The 21,912-nt window shown below is 70.8% G+C and carries 21 protein-coding genes; 7 read left to right on the forward strand and 14 right to left on the reverse strand.

What is annotated here, in order from left to right; translation table 11 throughout:
• The first annotated feature begins 148 nt into the window (after window positions 1-148).
• The 3 genes from ACFQS2_RS02995 to ACFQS2_RS03005 are packed head-to-tail and all read left to right on the forward strand — an operon-like array spanning window position 149 to window position 3,383.
• Entirely contained in the window at window positions 149-1,522 is a 1,374-nt protein-coding gene (locus ACFQS2_RS02995) for an ABC transporter substrate-binding protein (RefSeq protein WP_377792694.1), read from the forward strand.
• The gene (locus ACFQS2_RS03000; RefSeq protein ID WP_377015813.1) at window positions 1,519-2,469 is read left to right on the forward strand and encodes a carbohydrate ABC transporter permease; all 951 of its coding nucleotides are present in this window, start codon (window positions 1,519-1,521) and stop codon (window positions 2,467-2,469) included. The genes ACFQS2_RS02995 and ACFQS2_RS03000 overlap by 4 nt, the downstream gene beginning before the upstream one ends.
• Window positions 2,466-3,383 (forward strand): carbohydrate ABC transporter permease, encoded by a 918-nt coding sequence (locus ACFQS2_RS03005; protein ID WP_377015810.1) that lies wholly within the window; start codon window positions 2,466-2,468, stop codon window positions 3,381-3,383. Before ACFQS2_RS03000 ends, ACFQS2_RS03005 begins: the two co-directional genes overlap by 4 nt.
• A gap of 31 nt (window positions 3,384-3,414) precedes the next feature.
• Here ACFQS2_RS03005 and ACFQS2_RS03010 read toward each other — a convergent pair whose 3' ends face one another.
• The 10 genes from ACFQS2_RS03010 to ACFQS2_RS03055 all read right to left on the reverse strand — a co-directional run bounded on the left by ACFQS2_RS03010 (window position 3,415) and on the right by ACFQS2_RS03055 (window position 12,181).
• Window positions 3,415-4,803 (reverse strand): GntP family permease, encoded by a 1,389-nt coding sequence (locus ACFQS2_RS03010; protein ID WP_377015807.1) that lies wholly within the window; start codon window positions 4,801-4,803, stop codon window positions 3,415-3,417.
• A 129-nt stretch (window positions 4,804-4,932) separates the two neighbouring features.
• Window positions 4,933-5,865 (reverse strand): phosphotransferase, encoded by a 933-nt coding sequence (locus ACFQS2_RS03015; protein ID WP_377792695.1) that lies wholly within the window; start codon window positions 5,863-5,865, stop codon window positions 4,933-4,935.
• 55 nt (window positions 5,866-5,920) lie between these two features.
• Complete coding sequence (locus ACFQS2_RS03020) at window positions 5,921-6,328, reverse strand: GNAT family N-acetyltransferase (RefSeq protein ID WP_377792696.1); 408 nt, start codon at window positions 6,326-6,328, stop codon at window positions 5,921-5,923.
• A gap of 5 nt (window positions 6,329-6,333) precedes the next feature.
• Window positions 6,334-7,242 carry a carbon-nitrogen hydrolase family protein gene (locus tag ACFQS2_RS03025; RefSeq protein ID WP_377792697.1) on the reverse strand — a complete coding sequence of 303 codons (909 nt, stop codon included), beginning with the start codon at window positions 7,240-7,242 and terminating at the stop codon, window positions 6,334-6,336.
• 47 nt (window positions 7,243-7,289) lie between these two features.
• Window positions 7,290-8,003 carry a nucleoside hydrolase gene (locus ACFQS2_RS03030; protein WP_377792698.1) on the reverse strand — a complete coding sequence of 238 codons (714 nt, stop codon included), beginning with the start codon at window positions 8,001-8,003 and terminating at the stop codon, window positions 7,290-7,292.
• Between the two features lie 174 nt (window positions 8,004-8,177).
• Window positions 8,178-8,438, reverse strand: a complete 261-nt coding sequence (locus tag ACFQS2_RS03035; RefSeq protein ID WP_377015792.1) for a type II toxin-antitoxin system RelE/ParE family toxin — start codon at window positions 8,436-8,438, stop codon at window positions 8,178-8,180.
• Entirely contained in the window at window positions 8,435-8,710 is a 276-nt protein-coding gene (locus tag ACFQS2_RS03040) for a type II toxin-antitoxin system Phd/YefM family antitoxin (RefSeq protein ID WP_377015789.1), read from the reverse strand. Before ACFQS2_RS03040 ends, ACFQS2_RS03035 begins: the two co-directional genes overlap by 4 nt.
• Window positions 8,711-8,768: 58 nt before the next feature.
• Window positions 8,769-9,860: a mandelate racemase/muconate lactonizing enzyme family protein gene (locus ACFQS2_RS03045; protein ID WP_377792699.1), complete on the reverse strand. Its 1,092-nt coding sequence runs from the start codon at window positions 9,858-9,860 to the stop codon at window positions 8,769-8,771.
• Complete coding sequence (locus tag ACFQS2_RS03050; RefSeq protein ID WP_377792700.1) at window positions 9,857-10,726, reverse strand: glycosyl hydrolase family 32; 870 nt, start codon at window positions 10,724-10,726, stop codon at window positions 9,857-9,859. The genes ACFQS2_RS03045 and ACFQS2_RS03050 overlap by 4 nt, the downstream gene beginning before the upstream one ends.
• A 105-nt stretch (window positions 10,727-10,831) precedes the next feature.
• A complete protein-coding gene (locus ACFQS2_RS03055; RefSeq protein WP_377792701.1) occupies window positions 10,832-12,181 on the reverse strand; it encodes an FAD-binding oxidoreductase in 1,350 nt (449 codons plus the stop codon).
• 121 nt (window positions 12,182-12,302) lie between these two features.
• Between ACFQS2_RS03055 and ACFQS2_RS03060 the strand changes: the two genes are divergently transcribed.
• Window positions 12,303-12,758, forward strand: coding sequence for a MarR family winged helix-turn-helix transcriptional regulator (locus ACFQS2_RS03060; RefSeq protein WP_377015777.1), 456 nt, complete (start codon window positions 12,303-12,305; stop codon window positions 12,756-12,758).
• Between the two features lie 12 nt (window positions 12,759-12,770).
• Here ACFQS2_RS03060 and ACFQS2_RS03065 read toward each other — a convergent pair whose 3' ends face one another.
• Window positions 12,771-13,346, reverse strand: a complete 576-nt coding sequence (locus ACFQS2_RS03065) for a helix-turn-helix domain-containing protein (protein WP_377015774.1) — start codon at window positions 13,344-13,346, stop codon at window positions 12,771-12,773.
• 207 nt (window positions 13,347-13,553) lie between these two features.
• Between ACFQS2_RS03065 and ACFQS2_RS03070 the strand changes: the two genes are divergently transcribed.
• Together ACFQS2_RS03070 and ACFQS2_RS03075 are read left to right on the forward strand one after the other, a co-directional pair.
• Window positions 13,554-14,948: an MFS transporter gene (locus tag ACFQS2_RS03070; protein ID WP_377792702.1), complete on the forward strand. Its 1,395-nt coding sequence runs from the start codon at window positions 13,554-13,556 to the stop codon at window positions 14,946-14,948.
• Between the two features lie 137 nt (window positions 14,949-15,085).
• Window positions 15,086-16,258, forward strand: a complete 1,173-nt coding sequence (locus ACFQS2_RS03075; protein ID WP_377015768.1) for a DUF4185 domain-containing protein — start codon at window positions 15,086-15,088, stop codon at window positions 16,256-16,258.
• 62 nt (window positions 16,259-16,320) lie between these two features.
• Here ACFQS2_RS03075 and ACFQS2_RS03080 read toward each other — a convergent pair whose 3' ends face one another.
• Complete coding sequence (locus tag ACFQS2_RS03080) at window positions 16,321-18,207, reverse strand: glycoside hydrolase family 3 protein (RefSeq protein WP_377015765.1); 1,887 nt, start codon at window positions 18,205-18,207, stop codon at window positions 16,321-16,323.
• 13 nt (window positions 18,208-18,220) lie between these two features.
• On the reverse strand, window positions 18,221-19,648 hold the full coding sequence (locus ACFQS2_RS03085) for an exo-beta-N-acetylmuramidase NamZ domain-containing protein (RefSeq protein WP_377015762.1): 1,428 nt from the start codon (window positions 19,646-19,648) through the stop codon (window positions 18,221-18,223).
• Between the two features lie 267 nt (window positions 19,649-19,915).
• On the opposite strand from ACFQS2_RS03085, the gene rbsK reads away from it, so the two are divergent.
• The gene (rbsK, locus tag ACFQS2_RS03090) at window positions 19,916-20,869 is read left to right on the forward strand and encodes a ribokinase (RefSeq protein ID WP_377015759.1); all 954 of its coding nucleotides are present in this window, start codon (window positions 19,916-19,918) and stop codon (window positions 20,867-20,869) included.
• Window positions 20,870-20,897: 28 nt separating this feature from the next.
• On the opposite strand, the gene ACFQS2_RS03095 is transcribed toward rbsK, so the two are convergent.
• Window positions 20,898-21,833, reverse strand: a complete 936-nt coding sequence (locus ACFQS2_RS03095) for a MurR/RpiR family transcriptional regulator (RefSeq protein WP_377015756.1) — start codon at window positions 21,831-21,833, stop codon at window positions 20,898-20,900.
• Between the last annotated feature and the right edge of the window lie 79 nt (window positions 21,834-21,912).

Raw genomic sequence — 21,912 nt, forward strand, 5'->3', positions numbered from 1 at the left:
CATAGACGCCGGAGCGGACGCCCATGCTCCCTCCTCCAGACGGCCGAGTCGAGACCTCCGCAGCTTCGCCACCGCACCGCGGCTGCGCCACGACGACGTGTTCCGAGGAAGGCCACGTGCAGACCTCCCCACGCCACGGAAGGCGACCATGAGAACCCACCCTGCGAGCAGAGAACCTCTCCTCAGCCGGCGGAACCTGCTGCGCGGCGGGGCCGCGACGGCCGCGGGCGCCGGCGGCGCGCTGACCATCGGCGGCTGCGGCTCCGCCGGCGGTGCAGGCGCGTCCGACCCGATGCAGTTCTGGCAGTTCTACGCGCCCATCGATCAACAGGATCCGAACCTCGTCGCCCAGAACGACTGGTTCCTGAACGTGCTGAAGACCTGGGAGGACGCCGGCGGCCGACCCGTCGAACCGGTCTACATCCCCGGCTACACGGATCCGACCAACACCCGGTTGGTGACTGCCTTCGCCTCCGGGGCCGGACCGGACATCTTCCTCATCTCCCCCGGCGATTTCCTGCGCTACTACAACGGCGGCGTACTGGTGGACCTCGCTCCGTACATGAGCCAGGAGGCGATCGACGACTTCTACCCCCAGGCGCTGGCCACCCGCACCGTCGGCGACGGCATCTACGGGCTGCCCATGGAGCAGGAGCCGCTGGCGATCTTCTACGACGTCGCCACCTTCGAGGAGCACGGGCTCTCCGAGGGCGACCTGCCGACGACCTGGGACGAGATGCTCGAGCTCGGCAAACGCATGACCGGCGGCGAACGCGCCGGCCTGGTGCTGGAGACCCTGCCGGGCTACTACCAGAACTTCACCTTCTACCCCTGGCTGTGGCAGGCCGGCGGGGACGTCATCGACGTCGAGAGCCAGCGCCCCGTCTTCGACAGCGAAGCCGGCATCCAGGCTCTCCAGCTGTTCCAGGACGCCATCACCAGCGGTGCCGCTCCCCGCACACGCCCGGCCAACGGCGACATCGTCAGCGCTCTGACCGGCGGCTATGCCGCCATGTGGCAGGGCGGCATCTTCGACGTGGAGGCGCTGCGCCAGAACGCGCCGGACTACGAGTACGGCGTCTTCTCGCTGCCCGCCCCACCCGGCGGCGAACCCGTGACCACGCTGGGCGGCTGGGCCTGGTGCGTCAATGCCCGTGGCCGCGACCCCGAGGCCGCCGCCCAGCTCACGGTCGAGGTGATGGGCTCGATGAGCCAGGACTCGATCGACGCCGGCGTCCAGTGGAATGGCGTCGCCAAGGGCAACATCCCCGCCCGCACCTCGGTCACCGAGGCGATCGGGGATACCGGCGCCTTCGAGGAGCTGATCCTCCAGCAGTTCCGCGACGAGATCCTCCCCACCGGCCGCGCCGAGCCGCGCTTCCCACCGGTCATCTACAAAGCCGTCTCCAACGCCATCCAGGCCACCCAGCTGGGCGGCGCCGACCCTGCCGAGGAGGCCGCGACCGCACAGGACGCGATCGAGAGCTACCTCGAGACCTACGAGGGAGGGCCCCTGCTGTGAACACCGTCCGCCTCGCCCGCACCGCGGGCACCGCCACCGGGACGGGGACCTCCCGGCCCTCCACCCTGGGCAACACCCGGGCGCGCCGGGAACGCCGCGCCGCCTTCTGGTTCCTCCTGCCCGACACCCTCGGCCTGCTGGTCTTCGTCGCGGTGCCGATGGTGCTCGCCATCGTCCTGGGTTTCTTCCGGGTCGACGGCTTCGGGTCCTTCGACTTCATCGGTGTGGACAACTACGTGCGCATGATCGGCGACCCGCAGTTCTGGTCCAGCGTGCGCGTGACGCTGCTGTACCTGGTCGCCGTGGTCCCCCTGATCTTCGTGTTCGGCCTGGGGCTGGCGCTGCTGGTCCAGCAGAAGCTGCCCTTCGTCGGCCTCATCCGCAGCGCCCTGTTCGTGCCCTACGTGGTCAGCCTCGTGGTGGTCGCGATGGTCTGGCAGTTCATGCTCGCCGACCGGGTCGGCGTGCTCAGCCGGATGCTGGGCCTGCTCGGCTTCGAGAACATCTCCCCGCTGGGACAGCCCAACCTGGCGCTCGGCACGGTGGTGGTGGTGACCGTGTGGTTCCAGATGGGCTACTACATGATCATCTTCCTGGCCGGGCTGCAGGACATCCCCGGCGAGTACTACGAGGCGGCACGCATCGACGGCGCGAGCGCCTGGCAGCGCTTCCGCCGCGTCACCCTGCCGCTGCTGCGGCCGACGAGCTTCTTCGTGCTGATCACGTCGACCGTGGCCGTGATGACCGGCGGGCTCGACCTCATCTTCGTCCTCACCGGCGGCGGCCCCGCCGGTGCCACGTCCCTGCTGATCTTCTACATCTACGAGCAGGCCTTCCTGTTCGGTGAGCTCGGCTATGCGGCCGCCATCGGCTCCGTGCTGGTGGTCGCCATGCTCGCCTGGTCCGCCGTCATGTTCGCTCTGACCAAGGGAGGTCGTTTCGAATGAGCGACGCAGTCTCCACCCCGCACCCCTCCCCCGCCCACCGGGCCGAGCCGCACCGGGCAGGATCCGTATCCGACCGGCCCGCGATGAGCCCGAGCCGCCGGCGACGCTGGACGCCGACGACGACGCTCCTGTTCATCCTCGGCGTGCTGCTGGCGCTGATGACGATCTTCCCGCTGGTCTGGATGGTCACCGGTGCCTTCAAGCCCGCCGCCGAGGTCAACGGCTCCGCGCTGCTGCCCTCGGAGCCGACGCTGGAGAACTTCACCTACGTGTTCACCCAGGTGCCGTTCCTGCGGTACATGTTCAACAGCTTCATCGTCTCGGCCGCGGTGACGGTGCTGGCGCTGTGGTTCCACTCGATGGCGGCCTACGCCCTGGCCCGGCTGCGCTTCCCCGGTCGCGAGACGATCTTCCTGCTGATCTTCTCGACCCTGCTGGTGAGCCTGCCGGTGATCCTGATCCCGACGTTCGTGGTCGTCCGCACCCTCGGCATGGTCGACTCCTATGCCGGCCTGATCATCCCGGCGATCTTCAACGCCTTCGGCATCTTCCTGCTGCGCCAGTTCTACGTCTCCCTGCCCGCCGAGCTCGAGGAGGCGGCGCTGGTGGACGGCGCCAGCTACTGGCGGATCTACCGCAGCGTGATCCTGCCGCTGTCCCGCCCGATCCTCTCGGCCCTGACCGTGTTCTTCTTCCTCACCAACTGGAACTCGTTCGTATGGCCGCTGACGATCACCTCGGATCCGGACCTGCGCGTGGTCCAGCTCGGCATCGCCACCTTCCAGCAGCAATACGCCTCGGACTGGAACTACGTGCTGGCCGCCTCGACGGTGGCGGCGATGCCGACGCTGCTGATCTTCTTCTTCTTCCAGCGCCAGATCGTGGAGTCGATCAAGTCCTCCGGGTTCAAGTGAGCCTGGCGCGGCTCGGGCCCCGGCGATCGCGTCAGAAGGCCGAGACGATGAGGTAGATGATGCCGACGAGCGCGAAGGCGATCACGGACTGCAGCGCCTGCTGGACGGTCCAGGTCTTCAGCGTCGTCTTCACGTCCATGTCCAGCAGCCGGCCCACCAGCCAGAAGCCGGAGTCGTTGACGTGGCCGGCGAAGACCGAGCCCGCCGCGGTGACCAGCACGATGCAGGCGACCTGCAGCGAATTGAAGTCGCCCGCGATGACCGCCGGGGATGCGAGACCGGCAGCGGTGACCAGGGCGACGGTCGCGGAGCCCTGGGCCAGTCGCATGATCACCGCGATCAGGTAGGCGGCGATGAAGACCGGTAGCCCGATGCCGCCCAGGGAGTCGGCCAGGGCATCTCCGATGCCGGAGGCCTGCAGCACGCCGCCGAACATCCCGCCCGCGCCCGTGATCAGCACGACCGAGCAGATGGGGCCGAGCGCAGAGTCCAGCACCTTCTCCAGGGCGGAGCCGCTCTCGCCGCGCCGGTGGCCGAGCACGAACGTCGCCACGATCACGGTGATCAGCAGCGCCATCGCCGAGGTGCCGAGGAAGGACAGCACGGCGACCCACGTCGCGTCGGCATCCACCGCGCCCACCGAGCCCAGGGCGTCCAGGCCGGTGTTCATGAGGATCAGCAGCATCGGCAGCAGCAGGAGGGCGATGACGGTGCCGACGGCCGGCGGGGCGGCGGGCTGGTCGTCGTCGACGGTGCCGAAGATGGTCGGCACCGGGAGCGGGACGCGGGCGGCGACGATGCGGCCCCATACGGCGCCTGCGGCGTACCAGAGCGGGAAGGCGATGAGGGCGCCGATCAGCAGCACCAGGCCCAGGTTGGCCTCGTAGAGCTCGGTGGCGGTGACCGGGCCGGGGTGCGGGGGCAGGAAGACGTGCATCACCGAGAACGCCGCCGCGGTGGGGATGGCATAGAGCAGCACGGAGCGGCTGGAGAGCCTGCGAGCAACGGCGAAGACGATCGGCAGCATCATGACCAGGCCGGCGTCGAAGAACATCGGGAACCCGAGGATCAGTGCCGAGATACCCAGCGCGAAGGGGGCGCGCTTCTCGCCGAAGGTGTCGATCATGCGGTCGGCCAGAGCCTTGGCGCCCCCGGAGTGCTCGACGAGGCGGCCGAGCATCGCGCCCAGGGCGACGAGGATGGCGACCGAGGCCAGCGTGGACCCGAATCCCTCGGACATGGTCTCGTAGACCGCCGCCATCGGTACGCCGGCGGCGATCGCGGTGAGCGCCGAGACCACCACCAGGGTGATGAACGCATGTACGCGGAAGCGCATGATGAGGATGAGGATCAGGGCGACCGCCGCGGCGGCGATGCCGAGCAGCGGACCTGCTCCCAATGTCTGTGTCCAGTCGTCCATGTGAATCTCCGTCGATCACCAGCCGGACGGTGTGCTGCGAGCCCGCTGCCTCACACCGGATAACACGGTGAGCCTGTCATACGGACCGGACACAAGTCGCGCATTCGGCATCGACACGTCAGCCGTCGCTCAACCGCCGCCCCACCGTTCCCGGACGATCGCGAAGAGCGAATCGCGACGGCGCCGGCGGTGCTCCCCCAGCAGGGGCAGAGTCGGATTGTGCGGCAACCGCGCCGCGTCGACGAAGAACCCGAGGATCCCGACGAGGACATCGGTGCCCATCCTCCGGGGGTGTCCGTGGCGAGCGAGCACCTCATCGACACGATCGTTGACCCGCAGGGTGCCGTCGACGTCGTCGATGCTGGAGAGCAGCTGGAGGGCGTCGGAGACACGGCTGCCGCGGGAAGCGTGGGCCCAGTCCACCAGGCTCACGTCGCCGTCGTCGGTGATCAGCATGTTGTCGGCGCGCACGTCGGAGTGGGAGAGCGTGTCTCCCGCCAGGGCGTCGATGCCGCGGAGTGCTGCGGCGCGCAGGGCGTCGAGACGCTCGGCGAGCCACGGATCCAGATCGTCCGGAAGGTTCTCGGCGACGCGCTCGAAGCCGAGCATGTCCGGCCCGAGATGCTCCGGCACCGTGGGCAGGCCGGCCACCGGGCACGGCGTGGTGGCTGCCTGCAGTGCCTCGAGCGCCGCGAGCACCTGGTCCAGCTGCCGGGCTGTCCACGGCTGCTGCGGCAGGGCGCCGGGCGCCGCCTCGGTCACCAGCACGAACCAGTCGCCGTGGTCGAAGGCGTCCACGAGGCGGGGCACCGGGGCCTGCGTCGGCATCTGCTCGAGCACCGTGGTTTCGGCGCGGTTCAGGGCCGGTGAGTCGGGGTTGTCCTGCTCGCGGACGGCTTTGACGAACATGCTGCGGCCGGAGGCTCCGCTCAGGATCTCGGCGCTGCTCGGGGAGAACCCGCCGCGACACGAGTGGGTGTGGACCACGGGTTCACCGAGCAGCTCCTCGAGGCGCCGGCGCAGCGAGGTATCGAGGTCCGTCCAGGTCAGTCTCGGGGTCATCGGCCCACCTTTCCACGGGCCGGCGAAGACCGCACCGTCTTTTCGGCGGACCGCGTCAGACGTCGACGATGCCGGCGGCGGTGGGCCGGAAAAACCCGTCAGCCAGGTAGAACGGCCCCGCAGCAACCTCGAAGTCGACGTGGAGCCATTTGACGGGGCCGGCTCGGCATTCTTCGATCGCCCGACGGACCAGTTCGCGCCCGATGCCTGAGCCCTGATGGTCAGGGTGCACGGAGGTGTCGAGCAGGAACGCGTGCCGGCCCCCATCGGTGACGACATTGCAGAAGCCCACCAGGTCCGAGCCTCTGCGCGCCGTCACCCACCCCAGCGAGTGCCGTTGCAGCCGTTCGACCCACGGCTCCATCTCCTCGGCGTGCGCGAAGGCTGCGGCGTGCAGGGAGGCGACCTCCTGATCGGAGACGTCGTCACGCCAGGCGTAGTTGAGCGGCTCCATCGTTCCCATGGCGATCAGTGTTCCGCAGGCCGGCCCCGCGACCTGTGGGCCCCTCGATGTTCGGCGCCCGGCGGGCATACCGAATCAGGGGCAACGGCGGATGCTGCGCGGTGGCGTGCGCGCCAGGGACGGCCGTACCGGTAACCGGTCTGTGCTGCCTCGTGCGACGGATCGAGATCAGCGAGGACGACCTGGGGCGCCCCGTCCTCCGCGCCGCGAGCCAGCCACCGGGCGTCGGCGGAGGCGACGCCCGAGCGAGGGTGGCCGGGTTCGAGGCCGGGCGCGGCGAAGGCGATCCACATCTGGGTGAGCAGGGCGTGCGCGAGCGGGCGCTGTTCGTCCAGCGAGTCCGGGTCCGTGCTGTAGCTGGCCAGGAGCACGCAGTCAGCACCCATCGCTTCGTACTCGATGAAGACCTCCGGGAGCCCGGCCTCGATGCACAGCGCGCACCCGAATCTGAGCCCCTCGACCTCGAACGTCGTCGGCCGAGTGCCCGCGGCATAGAGGAACGAGCTCTCCGTGGTCGAGAGGTACCGCTTGTCGTAGCGGTCCACGATCACCCCGGCGTCACTGATCACGTGCAGGCTGTTGGAGGGACGCCCGCCCTCAGACGACGGGTGAACAGATCCGACGACCGTCCACAGCTCGAGTTCGCCGGCCAGCTGCGCGGTCAGTTCGAGTTCGCGCGCGAGGACGTCCCACGCCACGAGTGCCCAGTCGGCGTCCGCAACCTGCGCGCGATCGCTGGAGATGAGCCGCTTGTGGGGATACCCGGACAGCGCCCCTTCAGTGAACAGGACCAGGCGCGCCGAGCCGGCTGCCGCGACGCGCATCAGCTCCCGGACCTCGCGCCCCTGCGCGGCGATCGAGGCCGCGTCGAACCTCTGGGTCCCCAGTCCTTGCGCCACTGCAATGCGAACCATGGGCCCATGGTCGCCGACTCGGACCGTCTCCGCCCCCGTCCCGCGTCTCACCGGGTGCATGCCCGTCCGAGTCGTGTCACCAGCTCGTGGCGGACTCCCTCGATATCCAGCGCCCGCACGATCCGGTGCGGCCCGTCGGGATCCGGGTCGAAGTCGGTGCAACCGTCCGCGCCGTCGATGCGGATCCGGCCGCGCTCGAACCGGAACAGCTCGGGCGCGACCATCGTCAGCACTGCAATCGGGTCGTGCGGCGTGTTCCAGTCGTGCCCGATCACGGACCAGTACCGGTGCACCTCACCGAGAAGCAGCTGTCCAGGTTCACCGTCGAGACCGGTCAGGTCGGCCTCCGTCAGCCGGACCTGCTCGGTGATCTCGAGGCCGACGGCGGTGAGCTCGACACCGGCATCGAACACCACGCGGGCGGCGTCGACGTCGGAGCGGATGTTGTGGTCCGTGCGCCCGTCGAAGGCGCCGCCCATCATGGTGATCTCTCTGATCGCGCACCGAGGATGCTCGAGAGCCGCGGCCACGTTCGTGAGAGGGCCGATCGGGACGACGTGGCCGCCGGCTGCCAGCACATCCACCGCGCTGACGTTCTCCGCGAACTCCTGCTCGTCCAGGTCCTCGATGGTGGAGCCCTCGTGCCCGGCCCACCACGCGGGCTTGCCGGACCGGGTCTCGGCGAGGCCGGCCGCGATGATCGGGACGGCCCGCCCGGCGGAGGCGAAGACCTTCGCCACCAGGCGGGCCCGCAGCTCCACGTCGCCGTAGACCGTCGTGACCGCAGTGGCGTTCAGCTCGGGGAACCCAGGATGACCGCGAGCGCCAGGAGGTCGTCGACGTCGGTACCGATGTCGGTGTCGAGCACCAGCGACATACCGTCGGTCTCTGCCATCAGTCAGTCCCTCTCCGTTCTTCGGCCCGACGGCAGTCTGCTATCGGTCGTAGGCATCTCGGCGGTGCGCTGCCCGGACGATCGTCACCGTGAGCTCTTCGTCGAGCACGTCGTAGATGACCCGATAATCACCGGCCCTGATCCGCCACGCCGTCCGCTCACCGACCAACTTCGTGGCCCCGTGGGGCCGTGGATTCGCAGCGAGGTCCTCCACGGCCGCGAGGACACGTTCCCGCGCCGGCCTCGGCAGCTTTTTCACCTGGCGCGCGGCAGCGCTCGTGAAGACGACTCGGTACCTCACAAGGCGATGTCGCGGCGCAGGTCGTCGAGGTCGATGCGCTCCCCGTCATCAGCCGCCTTGGCTTCTCGATACGCAGCGACATCCTGAGCCATCTCGTACTCCTCGAGCACCTGGAAATCTGCAGGGCTCACCAGGACTGCTGCGAGCTTTCCATTGCGCGTCACGCCGATTCGTTCCCCTCCGTACATCGTGCGGCCGAGCACGTCGGCAAGCTGGCGCCGGAGCTCTCGTGTGGACACTTCACTGCTCATGCTGTTCTCACCGCTCGACATGCAGCCACTGTAGCGCTACCGGTCACTGTGTACACACGGAACGCAGCGATGGGAGGCCTCAGTTCTCGAGCATCAGCCCGAAGCCCGGGGTCTGCGGGAGCACGATCTGCCCGTCCTGCAGCGAGTACGCCGAGGCGTCGACGCCCTCGGTGGTGCCGGGAACCGCCTCGACCACGGGCACGCTGCCGAGTCCGGCCGCCAGGTGCGCGGCGTACAGCGTCTTCAGCGGGTGCCCCCACGCGTGGGGCGAGGCGACGACGCCGATCTCGCGGACGGTGGGCATGAGGCGCCGCCAGGCGGTGAATCCAAAGGAGAGCACGTCCATCAGCAGTACGTCCAGCAGCCCGTCCCGGGCGAGATCGAGCACGTGGTCGACGTCGGGGTCGTACTCCCCATCGGCCACCATGACGTTCGAGCCGCTGCGGTCCCGGTGCGCTCGAACCTGCTGCAGACCCTCGGCGTGCTCGGCGAAGGGCTCCTCGATCCAGTACAGGTCGCAGTCCTCGACCTGTTCGAGAAACCGCAGGGTCTGCTCGGGGGTATAGCCGTCGTTCATGTCGACCAGCAGGCGGGCGTCCGGGTACGCCTCGCACACCGCGCGGACGACCTCGAGGTCCCGGGCCAGCCCCGCCTCGGAGGGCATCCAGCGGTTGCCCCGGCCGATCTTGAGCTTGAAGGCGCGGTATCCGGCGTCCCAGTCGGCGGCGCAGGAGGCCAGCACGCCGCTTACGCCGCGCGGGGAGTCGTCGGGGTCGAGATCATCGAAGTAGATCGCGCCGGAGTAGCAGGGCACGGGCGCGGTGCCGAGCCCGCCGAGCATCTGGTGGACGGGCACGTCGAGGATGGTGGCGGCGAGGTCGTGCAGCGCCACGTCCAGCGGCAGTGCCGCCGGGTCCAGCACGCCGATGGCCGGGTCGAAGATCTCCTCGATGGGCGCGCCGACGCACGCGGTGAAGTCCGCCTCCGGCCCCTCGTACATGCCCCAGCCGACGTGCCCGGAGTCGGTGCGTGCCACGACGGCGAGCGCCGTCGGCCCCTCACCGTGCGCGCCGAGGCGGGCATTGCGGCCGATGGGGCGCGGATAACGGCTGCGGATCGGCCGGGTCTCGACGGCGGAGAGGCGGCGGCCGGTCAGATCGGTGGGGTTCATGCGCGGATCTCCAGGTCTCGGATGGTCAGCCCGCCACGGTCCCAGCCGCCGCCGGTGATCCAGGTGCGGGCAGGGTTCTCGGGGTCGGTGACGATCTCGGCGCAGTGCTCGTCGAGGTCGACGTCGACCTGCCCGGCGTCCTCGAAGTGCAACGGGTCGCGCGAGTAGTAGGCCAGGGTGCGGTCGTACTCCCCCGATTCGCAGACGAACAGCAGCCAGCCGTCGCCGGCGCGGATGACGAAGGGCGACTCCGTCGGCCCGCCGACGGTGCCGGAGACGGTCGAGCGGTAGGCGACCGAGGGCTCCGACCAGGTCACCAGATCAGTGCTGGTGCGCACACCGACCTCGTGGAAGCCGCCGGTCGGCTCCGAGGTGCGGGTGCAGTAGAGCAGCCAGCGCTCGCCGTCGCGGAGGACCATCGGGTCGCGGGCGTCGTAGCCGTCGGCGAAGAGCGACCCGCCCTCGTGATGGGTCCAGGTGAAGAGATCGGTGCTGATGGCGAGCTCGATGCGGTAGTCGGCGTGGTCTGCGCGGCCGCCGCAGTAGAACATCCAGGAGCGGCCGTCGTGGTGGATCACGTGGGGTGCCCAGACGTGCGTCTCGCCGATCTCCGTGCGGGCGTGGAGCACCGGGTCGTGGATCGTCCACTCACTGCCGGTCAGGTCCGGGGCGGTGGCGTGGAGGAAGAGGTTCTCCCCCAGCGGATCGGCGGGTTCGGGATGCCAGATCCCGAAGACATGCCAGGTGCCGTCCGCGTCCCGGATGAGGGTGTGGTCGTTGATGTACCAGGGGTCCTCCGCCGACGGCGAGGCGTCGAGCAGGCGACGCTTGGCGCCGGGGATGAGGCGGACTGGTGCTGGGGGCACGGATGCTCCTCGTCGAGCAGGTGGCGGCGGGGAGTACGACAGCAATCGTGTACTCGTCCCGTCGACCCTAGCGTCACCCTCGCCCGGCGTACATGGCCGCCCACCTCAGAGCGGGGCGATGTTGAGGGCGGAGAAGAACGTGTTGTCGGGGTCGTAGGCGCGCTTGACTTCGCGCAGTCGCGTCAGCGTCTCGCCCGGATACGCAGCCGCCACATCCTCCTCGGTGGTGGGGTCGGAGAGGAAGTTGGGGTAGCGCCCCGTCAGGCCCAGTGCCTGCTCGGTGGCGTCGGCCCACTGCCTCGCGGGCTCCAGCTGCCCGGGATCCGCGGTGGCGGCGACGACGGCCACGGTGGCCTCGCGCTGCCGGTGGGCGAAGGCGGTCGCGTCCTCGGCCACCTCCGCCACGGCGCCGCCGAGGAAGCGAATCTGTACGGCGGCCATATCTGTAGCGCGCCGGCCGAGGGCCTCGAGCGCGGCGGCCGCCCAGGACGCGTCGGCGCCGTCGACGAACCCGGAGCGCACCACCGGATGCAGCTTCGCCGGCGCCGGAGGAGGGCCCTTGATCAGTTCGGGGTAGGGCGTGGGGCCGACCGTATCCAGCGCGGGCTCGCCCAGCTGCCTCAGCGGATCCAGCACGGACGGCGCATCCTCGGGGGCCCCGGAGTAACACAGGGCCATCACCAGCACGGGGGCGCCGTGGAGCCGTTCGGGCAGCCACGGCACGGGAGGGGCGGCCATGAGATTCAGCATCGCCCCGAGTTCCCGGGGCCCGGTGCGCACGGCCCGGATCGCGCCGGCGAGCACCTCGGCGGTGGCGGGCACGGCGAGCATCCCGCCGGCGACGGTGCCTGCCGGGTGCAGGTCGAAACTCAGCTGCGTGACCACTCCGAAGTTCCCGCCCCCGCCGCGCAGTGCCCAGAACAGCTCGGGGTGCTCGTCGGGGCCCGCCATGATCACGCTGCCGTCGGCCAGCACCACCTCGGCCGAGCGCAGGTTGTCGATGCTCAGCCCGTCGCGCCGGGTCAGGAAACCCACACCGCCGCCCAGGGTGATGCCGGCGATGCCGACCGTGGGGGCGTCGCCGAAGCCGGTGGTCAGGCCGTGCTCGTGTGCGGCGGCGAGATAGTCGGCGGCCAGCACCCCGCCGCCGACGGTCGCGATACGGGAGTCGGGGTCCATGGACAGCTGATCGAGTCCCCGCATGTCGAGGGTGAGGGCCCCGTCGACGATGCCACGGCGGGAGTGGCCGCCGCTGCGCACGGCCAGGGGCGCCCCGGCCTCGCGGGCGCCGCGCACGATCGTGGCGACCTCCCGCGTGCTGGTGGGTCGAGCGGCGGCGAGCGGGGAACGTCCGGGGGTGGCGAAGGGGATGTCGGTGGCGAGGTCATAGCCGGGCGAACCCGGCCGGAGGAAGCTGCGGCCGAGTGAGCGGGCCAGAGCGGGCACGGCGGTCATGGTGGCTCCTGCGGGGTTCGGCAGACGAGTGCAGAGTTCACTTCGCTCCCTGAACGTTAGGGCCCGAAGTGATCTGCGTCAAGGGCTCGGGTGACGGCGAGTGGCCTCTAAGCTGTCCGGCATGATCGACTGGACGAGGAAACCGGTGGCGGCGCTGATCCGGCACATGGATCAGCACACCAGCCAGGCGGCGGAGACCCTCTTCGCCCGCCACGGCGGCAGTCGGCCGATCTACTTCATCCTCCTCGCGCTCCACGAGAAGGACCGCACCACTCAGCGCGAGCTGGCCGCGGTGGTCGACCTGCGCGAAGCCACCCTGAGCGAGCACCTGCGCGTGATGGCCGAGCGGGACCTGATCACCCGATACCGCCCACCCGAGAACCAGCGCACACAGCAGATCGCGCTGACCGAGCGCGGCACGGAGCTGTTCACCACGCTGCGCACGGCGATCGAGGATTTCGATGCCCACGTGCGCGCGGCCGCCGGGACAGAGGCCGACCTCGCGCTGCTCTACGAGATGGGGCCCCGCATCGCCGCTGCGGCGGACGAGTACATCGGCCGCACGACCGGCAACTGACGCCCCGGCTGCTCAGGGGGCCGCCGGGCCCCCACGAGATTGCAGGGAGACGCAGGTGAACACGGCCCCCTGCGCATCCCGGGCACGGTAGAGGTAGTCGTCCTCGGTGACCACGCGGCCCGAGCCCCCGGCCTCGATGAGCTGGACATCATCTCCGTCGACGATCTCGAGAGCGCCCTCGATGACGTGGATCATCGTGCCCGGCGAGGGCACGCCGGAGCCGCCCTGGTAGACGTCATCGCCGGTCAGCTTCCACTTCCACGTCTCCACCGACAGCCCTTCGGTGTCGATCGCGTCCAGCAGCACCGACCAGCTGCCCCCGTCGGTCGACCACACCTCGACCCCGTCCGGCGGGGCGTCGGAGCCCACCCCCATCAGCGCCGCGAAGGTGGTGCCGAGGCCGGCGGCGATGCGGTCGAGGATGAAGACGCTGGGGTTGGCCTGGCCGAGCTCGATCTGGGTGAGCATGCGGCGACTGACGTCACTGAGGTCCGCGAGCGCGCCGACGCTGAGGTCCTGGTCCTGGCGCGCGGCGCGGATGCGCTCGCCGAGCTGGGCGACGACCGCGGGACGCATACCACCGGGCATGTCGGACCTCCTCTCGGTGATGCACGCACGCTCGAAAGACTGAGACGTGACCAGAAGCGTATCGGGAGGCTCACCCGGAACGGACGTGACGGGAACTATATTGCGCATCGGCGCGGGTGGGCATTATGTTGCCCAGGGCCCCGTTGTGGCCCCGCCTGCGCTCACCCGCCACCGCAAAGTTCCATCCCGTCGAAGGAGGTCGTCCCCGTGACCAGCCACGCCCCCGCGTCCACCACGCAACCCGCGCCGGCCTCCCGCCCGGATGGCCGTCTGCTGCGCTGGTTCATGTCCTACGGCTCCTTCGCGGTGCCGCAGGCCGCCGCCCCGATCGCCTTCGCACTGATCGCGCTGCCCCTGACCGGGGATCCCGGCAGCGGCGCGGCGATGATGCTCGCGATGACGATCGCGCAGGTACTCGGCGCCGTCCCGATCACGCGCCTCGGGCGCCGCTTCTCCCCGCTGCCCTTCCTGCGAGTGCTGATCGGGTTGCGGACCGTGGCGCTCGCGGCGATCGCCGTGTGCGCCGGGCTGGGCGCACCCTTCGCCTTCGTCGTGGCCGGGGCCGCACTGGCGGGCCTGGTCAACGGCGCCGCCTACGGACATCTGCGCGCGGTGCTGAACCACCTGGTGCCCTCGGGCCGGCTGCCGCGGGCACTCGGCGTCGCCGCCACCCTGAACGAGGTCACGTTCGCGGCCGCGCCGCTGGTGGCCGCCGCCCTGGGGAGCGTCTCCCCGCAGGCCGCCGCGTGGGCGATGGTGATCCTCGGGATGGGGCCGATGCTGCTGCTGCCGCGGATCCCCACCGCGACCGCTCCGGGGCCGGAACAGCGCCGCGATCGCCTCACCCTGAGGCCGATGATCATGCTGTGGCTGGTGTGCGGAGGCGCGAGCGCGGCCTCCATCTCCGCGATCGAGATCGGGGCCGTGTCGATGGCGGTCTCGTTCGGCATGCCTGCAGCGTGGGGCGTCATCTTCCCCCTCGCTCTCTGCGTCACCTCCGTCGCCGGTGGGGTCTGGGTCAGCATCCACAACCGGGTGCCGCGCCGTCGCACGGTGCTCGCTTGGCTGGCCACGACCGCCCTCGGCGTCGCCTGCGTGGGGCTCGGCCACTCGGTGACAGCCACTCTCGTGGGCGCGCTGCTGGTCGGGGCGGTCCTCGCCCCGCTGGCGACGTACTACTCGCTGATCCTGGACCGGCTGGTCCCGGCCGAGCACCGCGCCGAGGTCTTCGCGCAGCTGCGCACGGCCAATGCGCTCGGGATCATCACGTCCAGCGGCCTGATCTCGCTGGTCTCGCTGCAGGCGACGTTCACCGTCGTCATCACGGTGATGACGGGCGTGATGCTGATGGCCGGCGGCGTATTCACCGCAGCCTGGCTGCACGGGCGTCGTGCCCGCGCAGCGCGGGAGAGCGAGGACCGGCGGCTCGCGCGGGTCGAGGCGCCGACGGGCCAGGACGACGCGCCCGCCGAGGGGCACGCCGTGCCGGCCACGGTCGGCTCCGCTCCGGCGGCGGCCAGCTCGGTCCCGGCCGCGAGCGGCACGCGGCCGGGAGGCACCTCGCCCTCCGAGGGTGCACGGATCCCGGAGTTTCACGAGTAAACGATTGCCCAGCGGGGAGCGACTCCGTACGGTGGGAACGGAAACGTGCGAGCGGGACCGCGGCAGAGCTGGCCGGCGCCCGCCGCGACCCCGCCCGTGGATGCGCGGGGGCATCCGGACCTGGAGGAGGTCCCGCTGTGATCACTCGTTCCACCTTCTTGCGCGGCGCAGTCGCTGCGGCCGGCGCCAGTGCGCTGACCCCCGTAGCCGCCGGCGCCCATCCCGGCGGCGGCGCGAGTTCGCCATCCAAGCCCCTGGGTGACGGCCCGGCCGGCACCTCGCCCGCCGAGTCCCCGGGCTTCGGCCCCGTCCCCGACACCTGTCCCCGGATCGAGCGGATGGCCCCGGTGACCGGCCCGGGCGTCACCACCCGGTTTCGGATGGAGGCCACCGATCTCGGTGCCCCGGCGGTCACGCCCGACGGCCGCTCGCTGTTCATCTTCGGCGACACCTTCGAGGACGCCGTGGTCGGTGGCGGGTTCTGGCGCTCTCCCGTCGGCCTGTACGCCGACCCCGACGTCCCGCTGGACGGGGGCATCCGCTGGACCAGCGCGGTCGGCGGCGAGACCGCCGAGCAACTGGTCCCCTACGAGCACGACGACGATCCGGTCTCCACGATCCTGCCCGGGGACATCATCACCATCGGCGACACCATGTACCTGTGGATGATGGTCAACCACGGCTTCCCGACCGTCGGCAGCACCGAGATCTGGACCTCCACCGATTCCGGGGAGACGTGGGATCGCACCGCGGAGATGTTCCCCGGCGACCACCTGGGCGGGTTCATGCAGCAGTGCACCTGGTTCCGCGCCCCCGCCGAGCACTACGTCTACCTGCTGACGACGGGATTCCAGCGCGACAAGGGCGTGCTGCTCCACCGCGTCCCGGTCGATTCCGTGCTGGATCCCGGCGCCTACGAGACCTACGGGCCGGGCGAGGAGAGCTGGGGCTGGGGCGAGGAGCCGGCGCCGGTCATCGACGGCGCCATCGGCGAGATGTGCCTGCGGATCGTCGACGGCGAGTGGGTGCTGACCTACTTCGACGCCGGCAACTACCGCGTCGACATCCTCGCCGCCGACTCGCCACTGGAGGTCCGTGACGCCACCGCCTCGACGCTGCTGCACGGCGGTGACTGGGGCGCCGAGGAGCACAACGTCGTCGCCCAGCTGTACGGGCCCTACATCGTGCCCGGCTCCACGCTCGAGGTGATGCATCTGCTGTGCTCCCAGTGGCGCACCGGGCCCGACTGGCCGTACCACGTCGAGCAGTTCCGCATCGAGGATCCGCTGGGACGGCACTGCGGGGACTGACCCTGCCGGCCTACCGGACGCCGGCCCGTGCGGCTCGCTCGGGCCGGCTGTCGGCGTCCCGCTCAGCCCAGCTGCAGTCCGTGGCCGATCGGGTAGGCCTCCCCGCTGCCGTCGGCCGCGGGGATCGCGACCGGGAGGGTGCCGCGCGGCTCGACCGCGCCCGCGACCACACCGGCGACCGCGCGGAGGTTGCAGGCGGAGTTGCCGTAGGCGGCCAGTGACGCGGCGACCTCGCCGACGTGGACCACGTCGTAGGGGTTGCGCAGCGACGCGTGGATCACGGGCACCTCGGTTCCGGCCAGGGCACCGACGAGGGCGACCTGAGCGGCCGGGGTCTCGAATGCCGACGACGAGGTGAACACCAGCACCGCGTCATGGTCCGCAGCGGCGGTGGCGGCTTCCTCGGCGGTGGTCTCGTCGAGCGGGTCCAGCACCAGAGCCGTCGCCTCGAGGCCGTGCTCGTCCAGCGCCTGGACGGTCACCTCCAGCTTCTCCTGCGTGCCGACGCCGGTGACCAGCACGCTCGTGCCTCCCGCGAGGGGCAGGGTCTCGTCATCGGTGATGACGGTGACGGCGTCGTCGGCGATCTTCTGCGCGGTGCGCGCCGAGCGCTCCGTACCCACGGCGGCGACGGCATCGGCGACGTCGACGTGAGCGTCCTCGAACAGGCCCCGGCGCAGCTTCTGGGCGAGGATGCGCCGCACGGACTGATCCAGCCGCTCCTCGGTGATCTCGCCGCTGGCCACCGCCTCCTGGACGCCGCCGATGGCGACGGCCAGATCCGGTGGCATGAGCATCTGGTCGGCGCCGGCGAGGATGGCCTCGACCGGCACCCGGTCGTCCCCGAACATGGTGCGCACACCCTCCATGGCCAGCGAGTCGGTGACGATGACCCCGTCGTAGCCGAGCTCCTCGCGCAGCAGACCGGTGAGGATCGGCTGGGACAGGGTCGCGGGCCGGCCGGAGTCATCCAGCGCCGGGACCACGATGTGTGCGGTCATGATGGCGTCCACGCCCTGCTCGATCGCGGCGATGAAGGGTGGCAGATCGATCTCGTCGATCTCCTCGCGGGTGTGGTCGATGACCGGCAGGCCGACGTGGGAATCGGTGGCGGTGTCCCCGTGGCCGGGGAAGTGCTTCGCGGCCGCGGAGCAGTTCGCCTTCTGCAGTCCCTTGATGTGGCGGGCGGCGAGGTCCGCGACGGCCTCCGGGTCCGCGCCGAGGGAGCGCACCCCGATCACCGGGTTCTGCGCCGCGACGTTGACGTCGGCCACCGGGGCGAAGGCCTGGCCGATGCCGGCCGCGCGCAGCTCGGAGCCGATGATGTCGCCGGCCTTGCGGGCGTGGGAGCCGGAGCCCGTGGCGCCCAGGGCCATCGCCCCGGGCAGCGGGGTGGCCGGGGCCGGCAGCCGGTAGACGACGCCGCGCTCCTCGTCGGTGCTGATCACCAGGGGGATGCCGCCGGCCGCGAGCGCCGCGTCCTGGGCCTCGTTCGAGAGGGTCGCGATCTGCTCGATGCTCTCGAGATTCTCGCTCCAGACGAAGTAGATCAGCCCGCCGACGTGGTGGGTGGAGATGATCTCGGCGATGGTGTCCACCCCGGTGCTGGAGGTGTTCGAGGGGTGGGGCTCGTCGGCCGCAGAGCCGTAGCCGACGGCGACGAAGAGCTGGCCGATCTTCTGCTCGAGGCTCATGCCGGCCAGCAGCTCGTCGAGACGGGCGTCGTGCTTGTCGCCGCCGCGGGCGGGGGCGCTCCGGGTCCCGGCGGCGTGCGCGGTCGCGGGCAGTGCGGTGGCCGTGCCGGCGAGGGCCAGGGCACCGAAGCTGCGCCGGTCCAGCAGGTGGCCGGGCCGTCGGCGGCTGCTGGAGGCGGCGTGGTTGCTGGAGGCGGCGTGGTTGCCGGAAGTGGCGTCGTCGGGGCCGGAGGGGGTGGGGATGCTGGGGGTCATCGGGGGCTCCTGCTCAGTAGAGGCGGTAGCGGCGAGCGGTGGCGACGAACTCGTCGAGCTCGTCCTGCCAGGCGGCGACGATCTCGTCGGCCGGGTCGCCGGCCTCGAGCATCGAGCGGGTGCGCTTGGTGCCGGAGAGGCTGTCGATCCAGCAGACGTCGGACTCGGTGCGGCAGTCCTCGCCCTCGCGCCAGTCGACCTCCGGGACCTGCCTGAAAAGGGCGGCGAGCACGTGGATGCCGGTGCGCACCGGTTCGTACTCCTCCGGATCCGTCACGTGCAGCTGCAGCCCGCCGCAGAACTCCCCGGCGTGCTTGCTGGTGGTGGGAGTGGCGAACATGGGCCGGGCCAGCACACCGGGTAGGTCGGCGAGGTCGGTGATGATCGCGTCGATCTGGGACTCGGTGATGAACGGGGCGCCGAACCACAGGAACGGGGTGGTGGTGCCGCGACCCTCGGAGACGTTCAGCGACTCGATGAGGCCGGTGCCCGCGTAGACGATCGCGGTCTCGGCGGTGGGGATGTTCGGCGAGGGCAGCACCCACGGCAGGCCCGCGTCGGCCGGCTCCTCGGGATCGTAGCCACTCATCTCGATGACCTCGAGATCCACTGCATCGCCGAGGAACTCGCCGTTGAACAGGCGGGCGAGCTCGCCGACGGTCAGGCCGTGGCGCTGCGGGATCTCCTTCAGGCCCACGAAGGAGGACAGCGCCGGTTCGAGGATGAAGCCCTCGGCCTCGGCGCCCAGGGGGTTCGGGCGGTCCAGGACGAGGAACCGCTTCTCATTCTCGGCGGCGGCCTCCATCGCGTAGTAGAGGGTCCAGATGTACGTGTAGAAGCGGGCGCCGATGTCCTGGATGTCGAAGATCAGGGTGTCGACGTCGGCGATCATCTCGGGCGTGGGCTTCTGCGTCTCTCCGTACAGGGAGCGCACCGGCAGGCCCGTCTTCTCATCGATGTAGTCGCCGACCTCGCCGCCGGCCGGCTCTGCACCCCGCACACCGTGCTCGGGGCCGAACAGCGCGACCAGGCTGAAGCCGCCCTCATCCTCGGCACCGATGAGCAGGTCGATGGTGGAGGTCAGCTCCCGGTCGGTGCCGGTGGGGTTCGTGATCAGGCCGACGGTCGCGCCGTCCAGCGTGGACAGCTGGTCGGCCTCGAGGAGATTCTCGACGCCGAGGGCGAAGCGCCCCTTGCCGTGACCTTTTCCGTGGCCGCCGCCGTTGCCCTTGCCGTGTCCGTTGCCCTTGCCGTTGGTGCCGCCGCCGTTGTCCGCCGGGAGGGCGCTCGCGGCGCCGGCGGTGGCCAGCACGGCACCGGCCGGGAGGGAGGCGAGGACGCGCCGGCGCCCTGGGCGCTCTGCTCCTGCCTCGGAGTCTCGGTGGTCGCCCGTGGAGGGCGTACGCGGGGGCTGGGCAGGCTGGAGCGCCGGGTTGTTCACGATGAGAATTCCTCCGTCGTCGGGTCCGCCGCGCGAACGCTCGTGCTGGTCAGCTCTGCGTACCGTCCGGCGCGGACACTGCGCCGACGCCGTGCGGCTCCATCGCGCGCGACTGACGACGCTAGCAACGATGGCGTGCCGTGACAACCGTCACACAGAGTGGGCGCGGTGGAGCCATGCGCCGGCCCGGCTACCGTGGAGCTCGTCGCATGACGCCGTCCCACCGGCCGAATCGCGCCGCCCCACCGGCCGAGCAGAGGAGCGCAGATGCCCGCACAGCCCCCGTCCTCCGCCGGCGCGGACGGCGTCCTGGTGATCGGATCCGCGTCGGTCGACGTGACCGCGTTCGCCAGCCGGATGCCGCGACCGGGCGAGACGCTGCTGGGCGAGTCCTTCTCCGTCGTGCTGGGAGGCAAAGGGGCGAACCAGGCCGTTGCCGCGGGGCGCGCCGGGGCACCCGTCCGCTTCGTCGGCTGCGTGGGCGATGACGTGTTCGCCCCGCTGGTGCAGGAGGGCCTGCGCGAGGCCGGCGTGGACATCTCGCACCTGCATGAGGTCCCCGGCCAGACGGGCGTGGCGCACATCCGTGTGGACGGCGCCGGGGAGAACGACATCGTGGTGGTGCCCGGCGCGAACGGCCGCCTCGGCGCCACGCTTGTGGACGCGGCCCTGGAGGAGTTCGCCGCGAGCAGCAGCGTGCTGCTGACCCAGCTGGAGACTCCACTCGAGCTGACAGCGCACATCATCCGCAGCGCCCGCGAGCACGGCCTCACGGTGATCCTGGATCCCGCCCCCGCCCCGCCGGGCGGCCTCGACGAGTCGATCTGGCCCCTGGTGGACGTCGTGACACCGAACGAGACGGAGGCGTCCTTGCTGACCGGCATCGAGGTCGACTCCCGCGAGACCGCCCAGCGTGCGGGCCACTGGTTCCTCGAGCGCGGGACGGGCCACGCGGTGATCACGATGGCGGGCGCGGGCAGCGTCCTCGTCGATCGAGACGGCACCACCGACCTCGAAGCGCGCCCGGTCGACGTCCTCGACACCACGGCGGCGGGCGACGCCTTCGCCGGCTACCTCGCGACCTCGCTCGCTGCAGGCCAAGACCTGGCCACGGCCGCGGACCGGGCGGGGGCGGCCGGGGCGCTGGCGGTCACCCGACGCGGGGCCTCCCCCAGCATCCCCGCTGACAGCGAGGTCACGGACCTGCTGGCGCGACGCTGAGAGAGGTGGCGGACCTGCCCGGGCCGGTTCAGCTGCCGTCGGGATCCGTGCGGAAGGCAGACACTTCGCCGTCGGCGGCCGGGAAATCGTCCCCGTCGCCGGACGCGAGGTCGTCGCGGATCGCCTGCAGGCGTTCGCGTGCCCCGATCGCGCGATCCCGGTCCTCGACCGAGAGGCGGGCGATGAGGACGTCGATGAGCGTCCACAGCACGAACGTCTCCGAGGTGGGGGTATCGCTCGTGCCCGGCAACCGCACCCAGTCGATGCCCGGTGCGGCGCCGTCGGGCTCGTCGAGCTGGCTGATCATCACCGAGCGGTGCGCGCCCCGGGCGGCCGCTCGGGCGAAGCGGCGCAGGTCGGGGCCGACGTTGATGGGCGCCAGAGTGAGGACGCAGTCGCCAGGCCGCAGGGCGAAGACCGCATCGGCGAGGCTGTGCCCGCCTCCGGTCAGCGCTACGGCCTCGACCCCGTTGCGGCGGCACTCCAAGGCTGCGTAGGTCGCCACGGAATAGGCGGTGCCGAGCCCGAAGAAGACCAGCCGCGAGGCGGACAGGCACCCCTGGAGCAGGGCGGCATAGCCGGGAGCGGTGAAGGTCTCGGAGAATCCCTGCTCAACCTCCGAGTGGCTGCGGAGGATGGAGGCCTCGACGTCCTCGCCCAGCGCGTCGAACCGCCCTTTGATCACTTCGGGCAGCGCCGCAGCGGTCCGATGTGAGGCCAGGCAGGCGGCCTTGAGCTCGGGCAGACCGGCGTATCCCAATCGTCGGGCGGTTCTGACGACCGTCGCCTCGCTGACCTGCGCGCGCTGGGCGATGACCTGGACCGAGCTGGTCGCGAATCCCAGCGGGTCGTGCCGGGCGAGCAGTGCGACCTTCTGCTGAGCTGCGCTCAGGGGGCGCTCCGTGCCCGGGCGGACCCCCTCGGCCGTGCCCGACGTTCCGGCGTCATCCCTCGCCTCATCCATTGTCCTGCCTCTCTCCTGCGCTCTCCGGCTCGCCCCATCGTCGTCCACCATGTGGTGAAACATTTCCTTCATAGTGACA

The organism is Brachybacterium sp. GCM10030267, assembly GCF_042666875.1.
In the GTDB taxonomy this organism is placed as follows: domain Bacteria; phylum Actinomycetota; class Actinomycetes; order Actinomycetales; family Dermabacteraceae; genus Brachybacterium.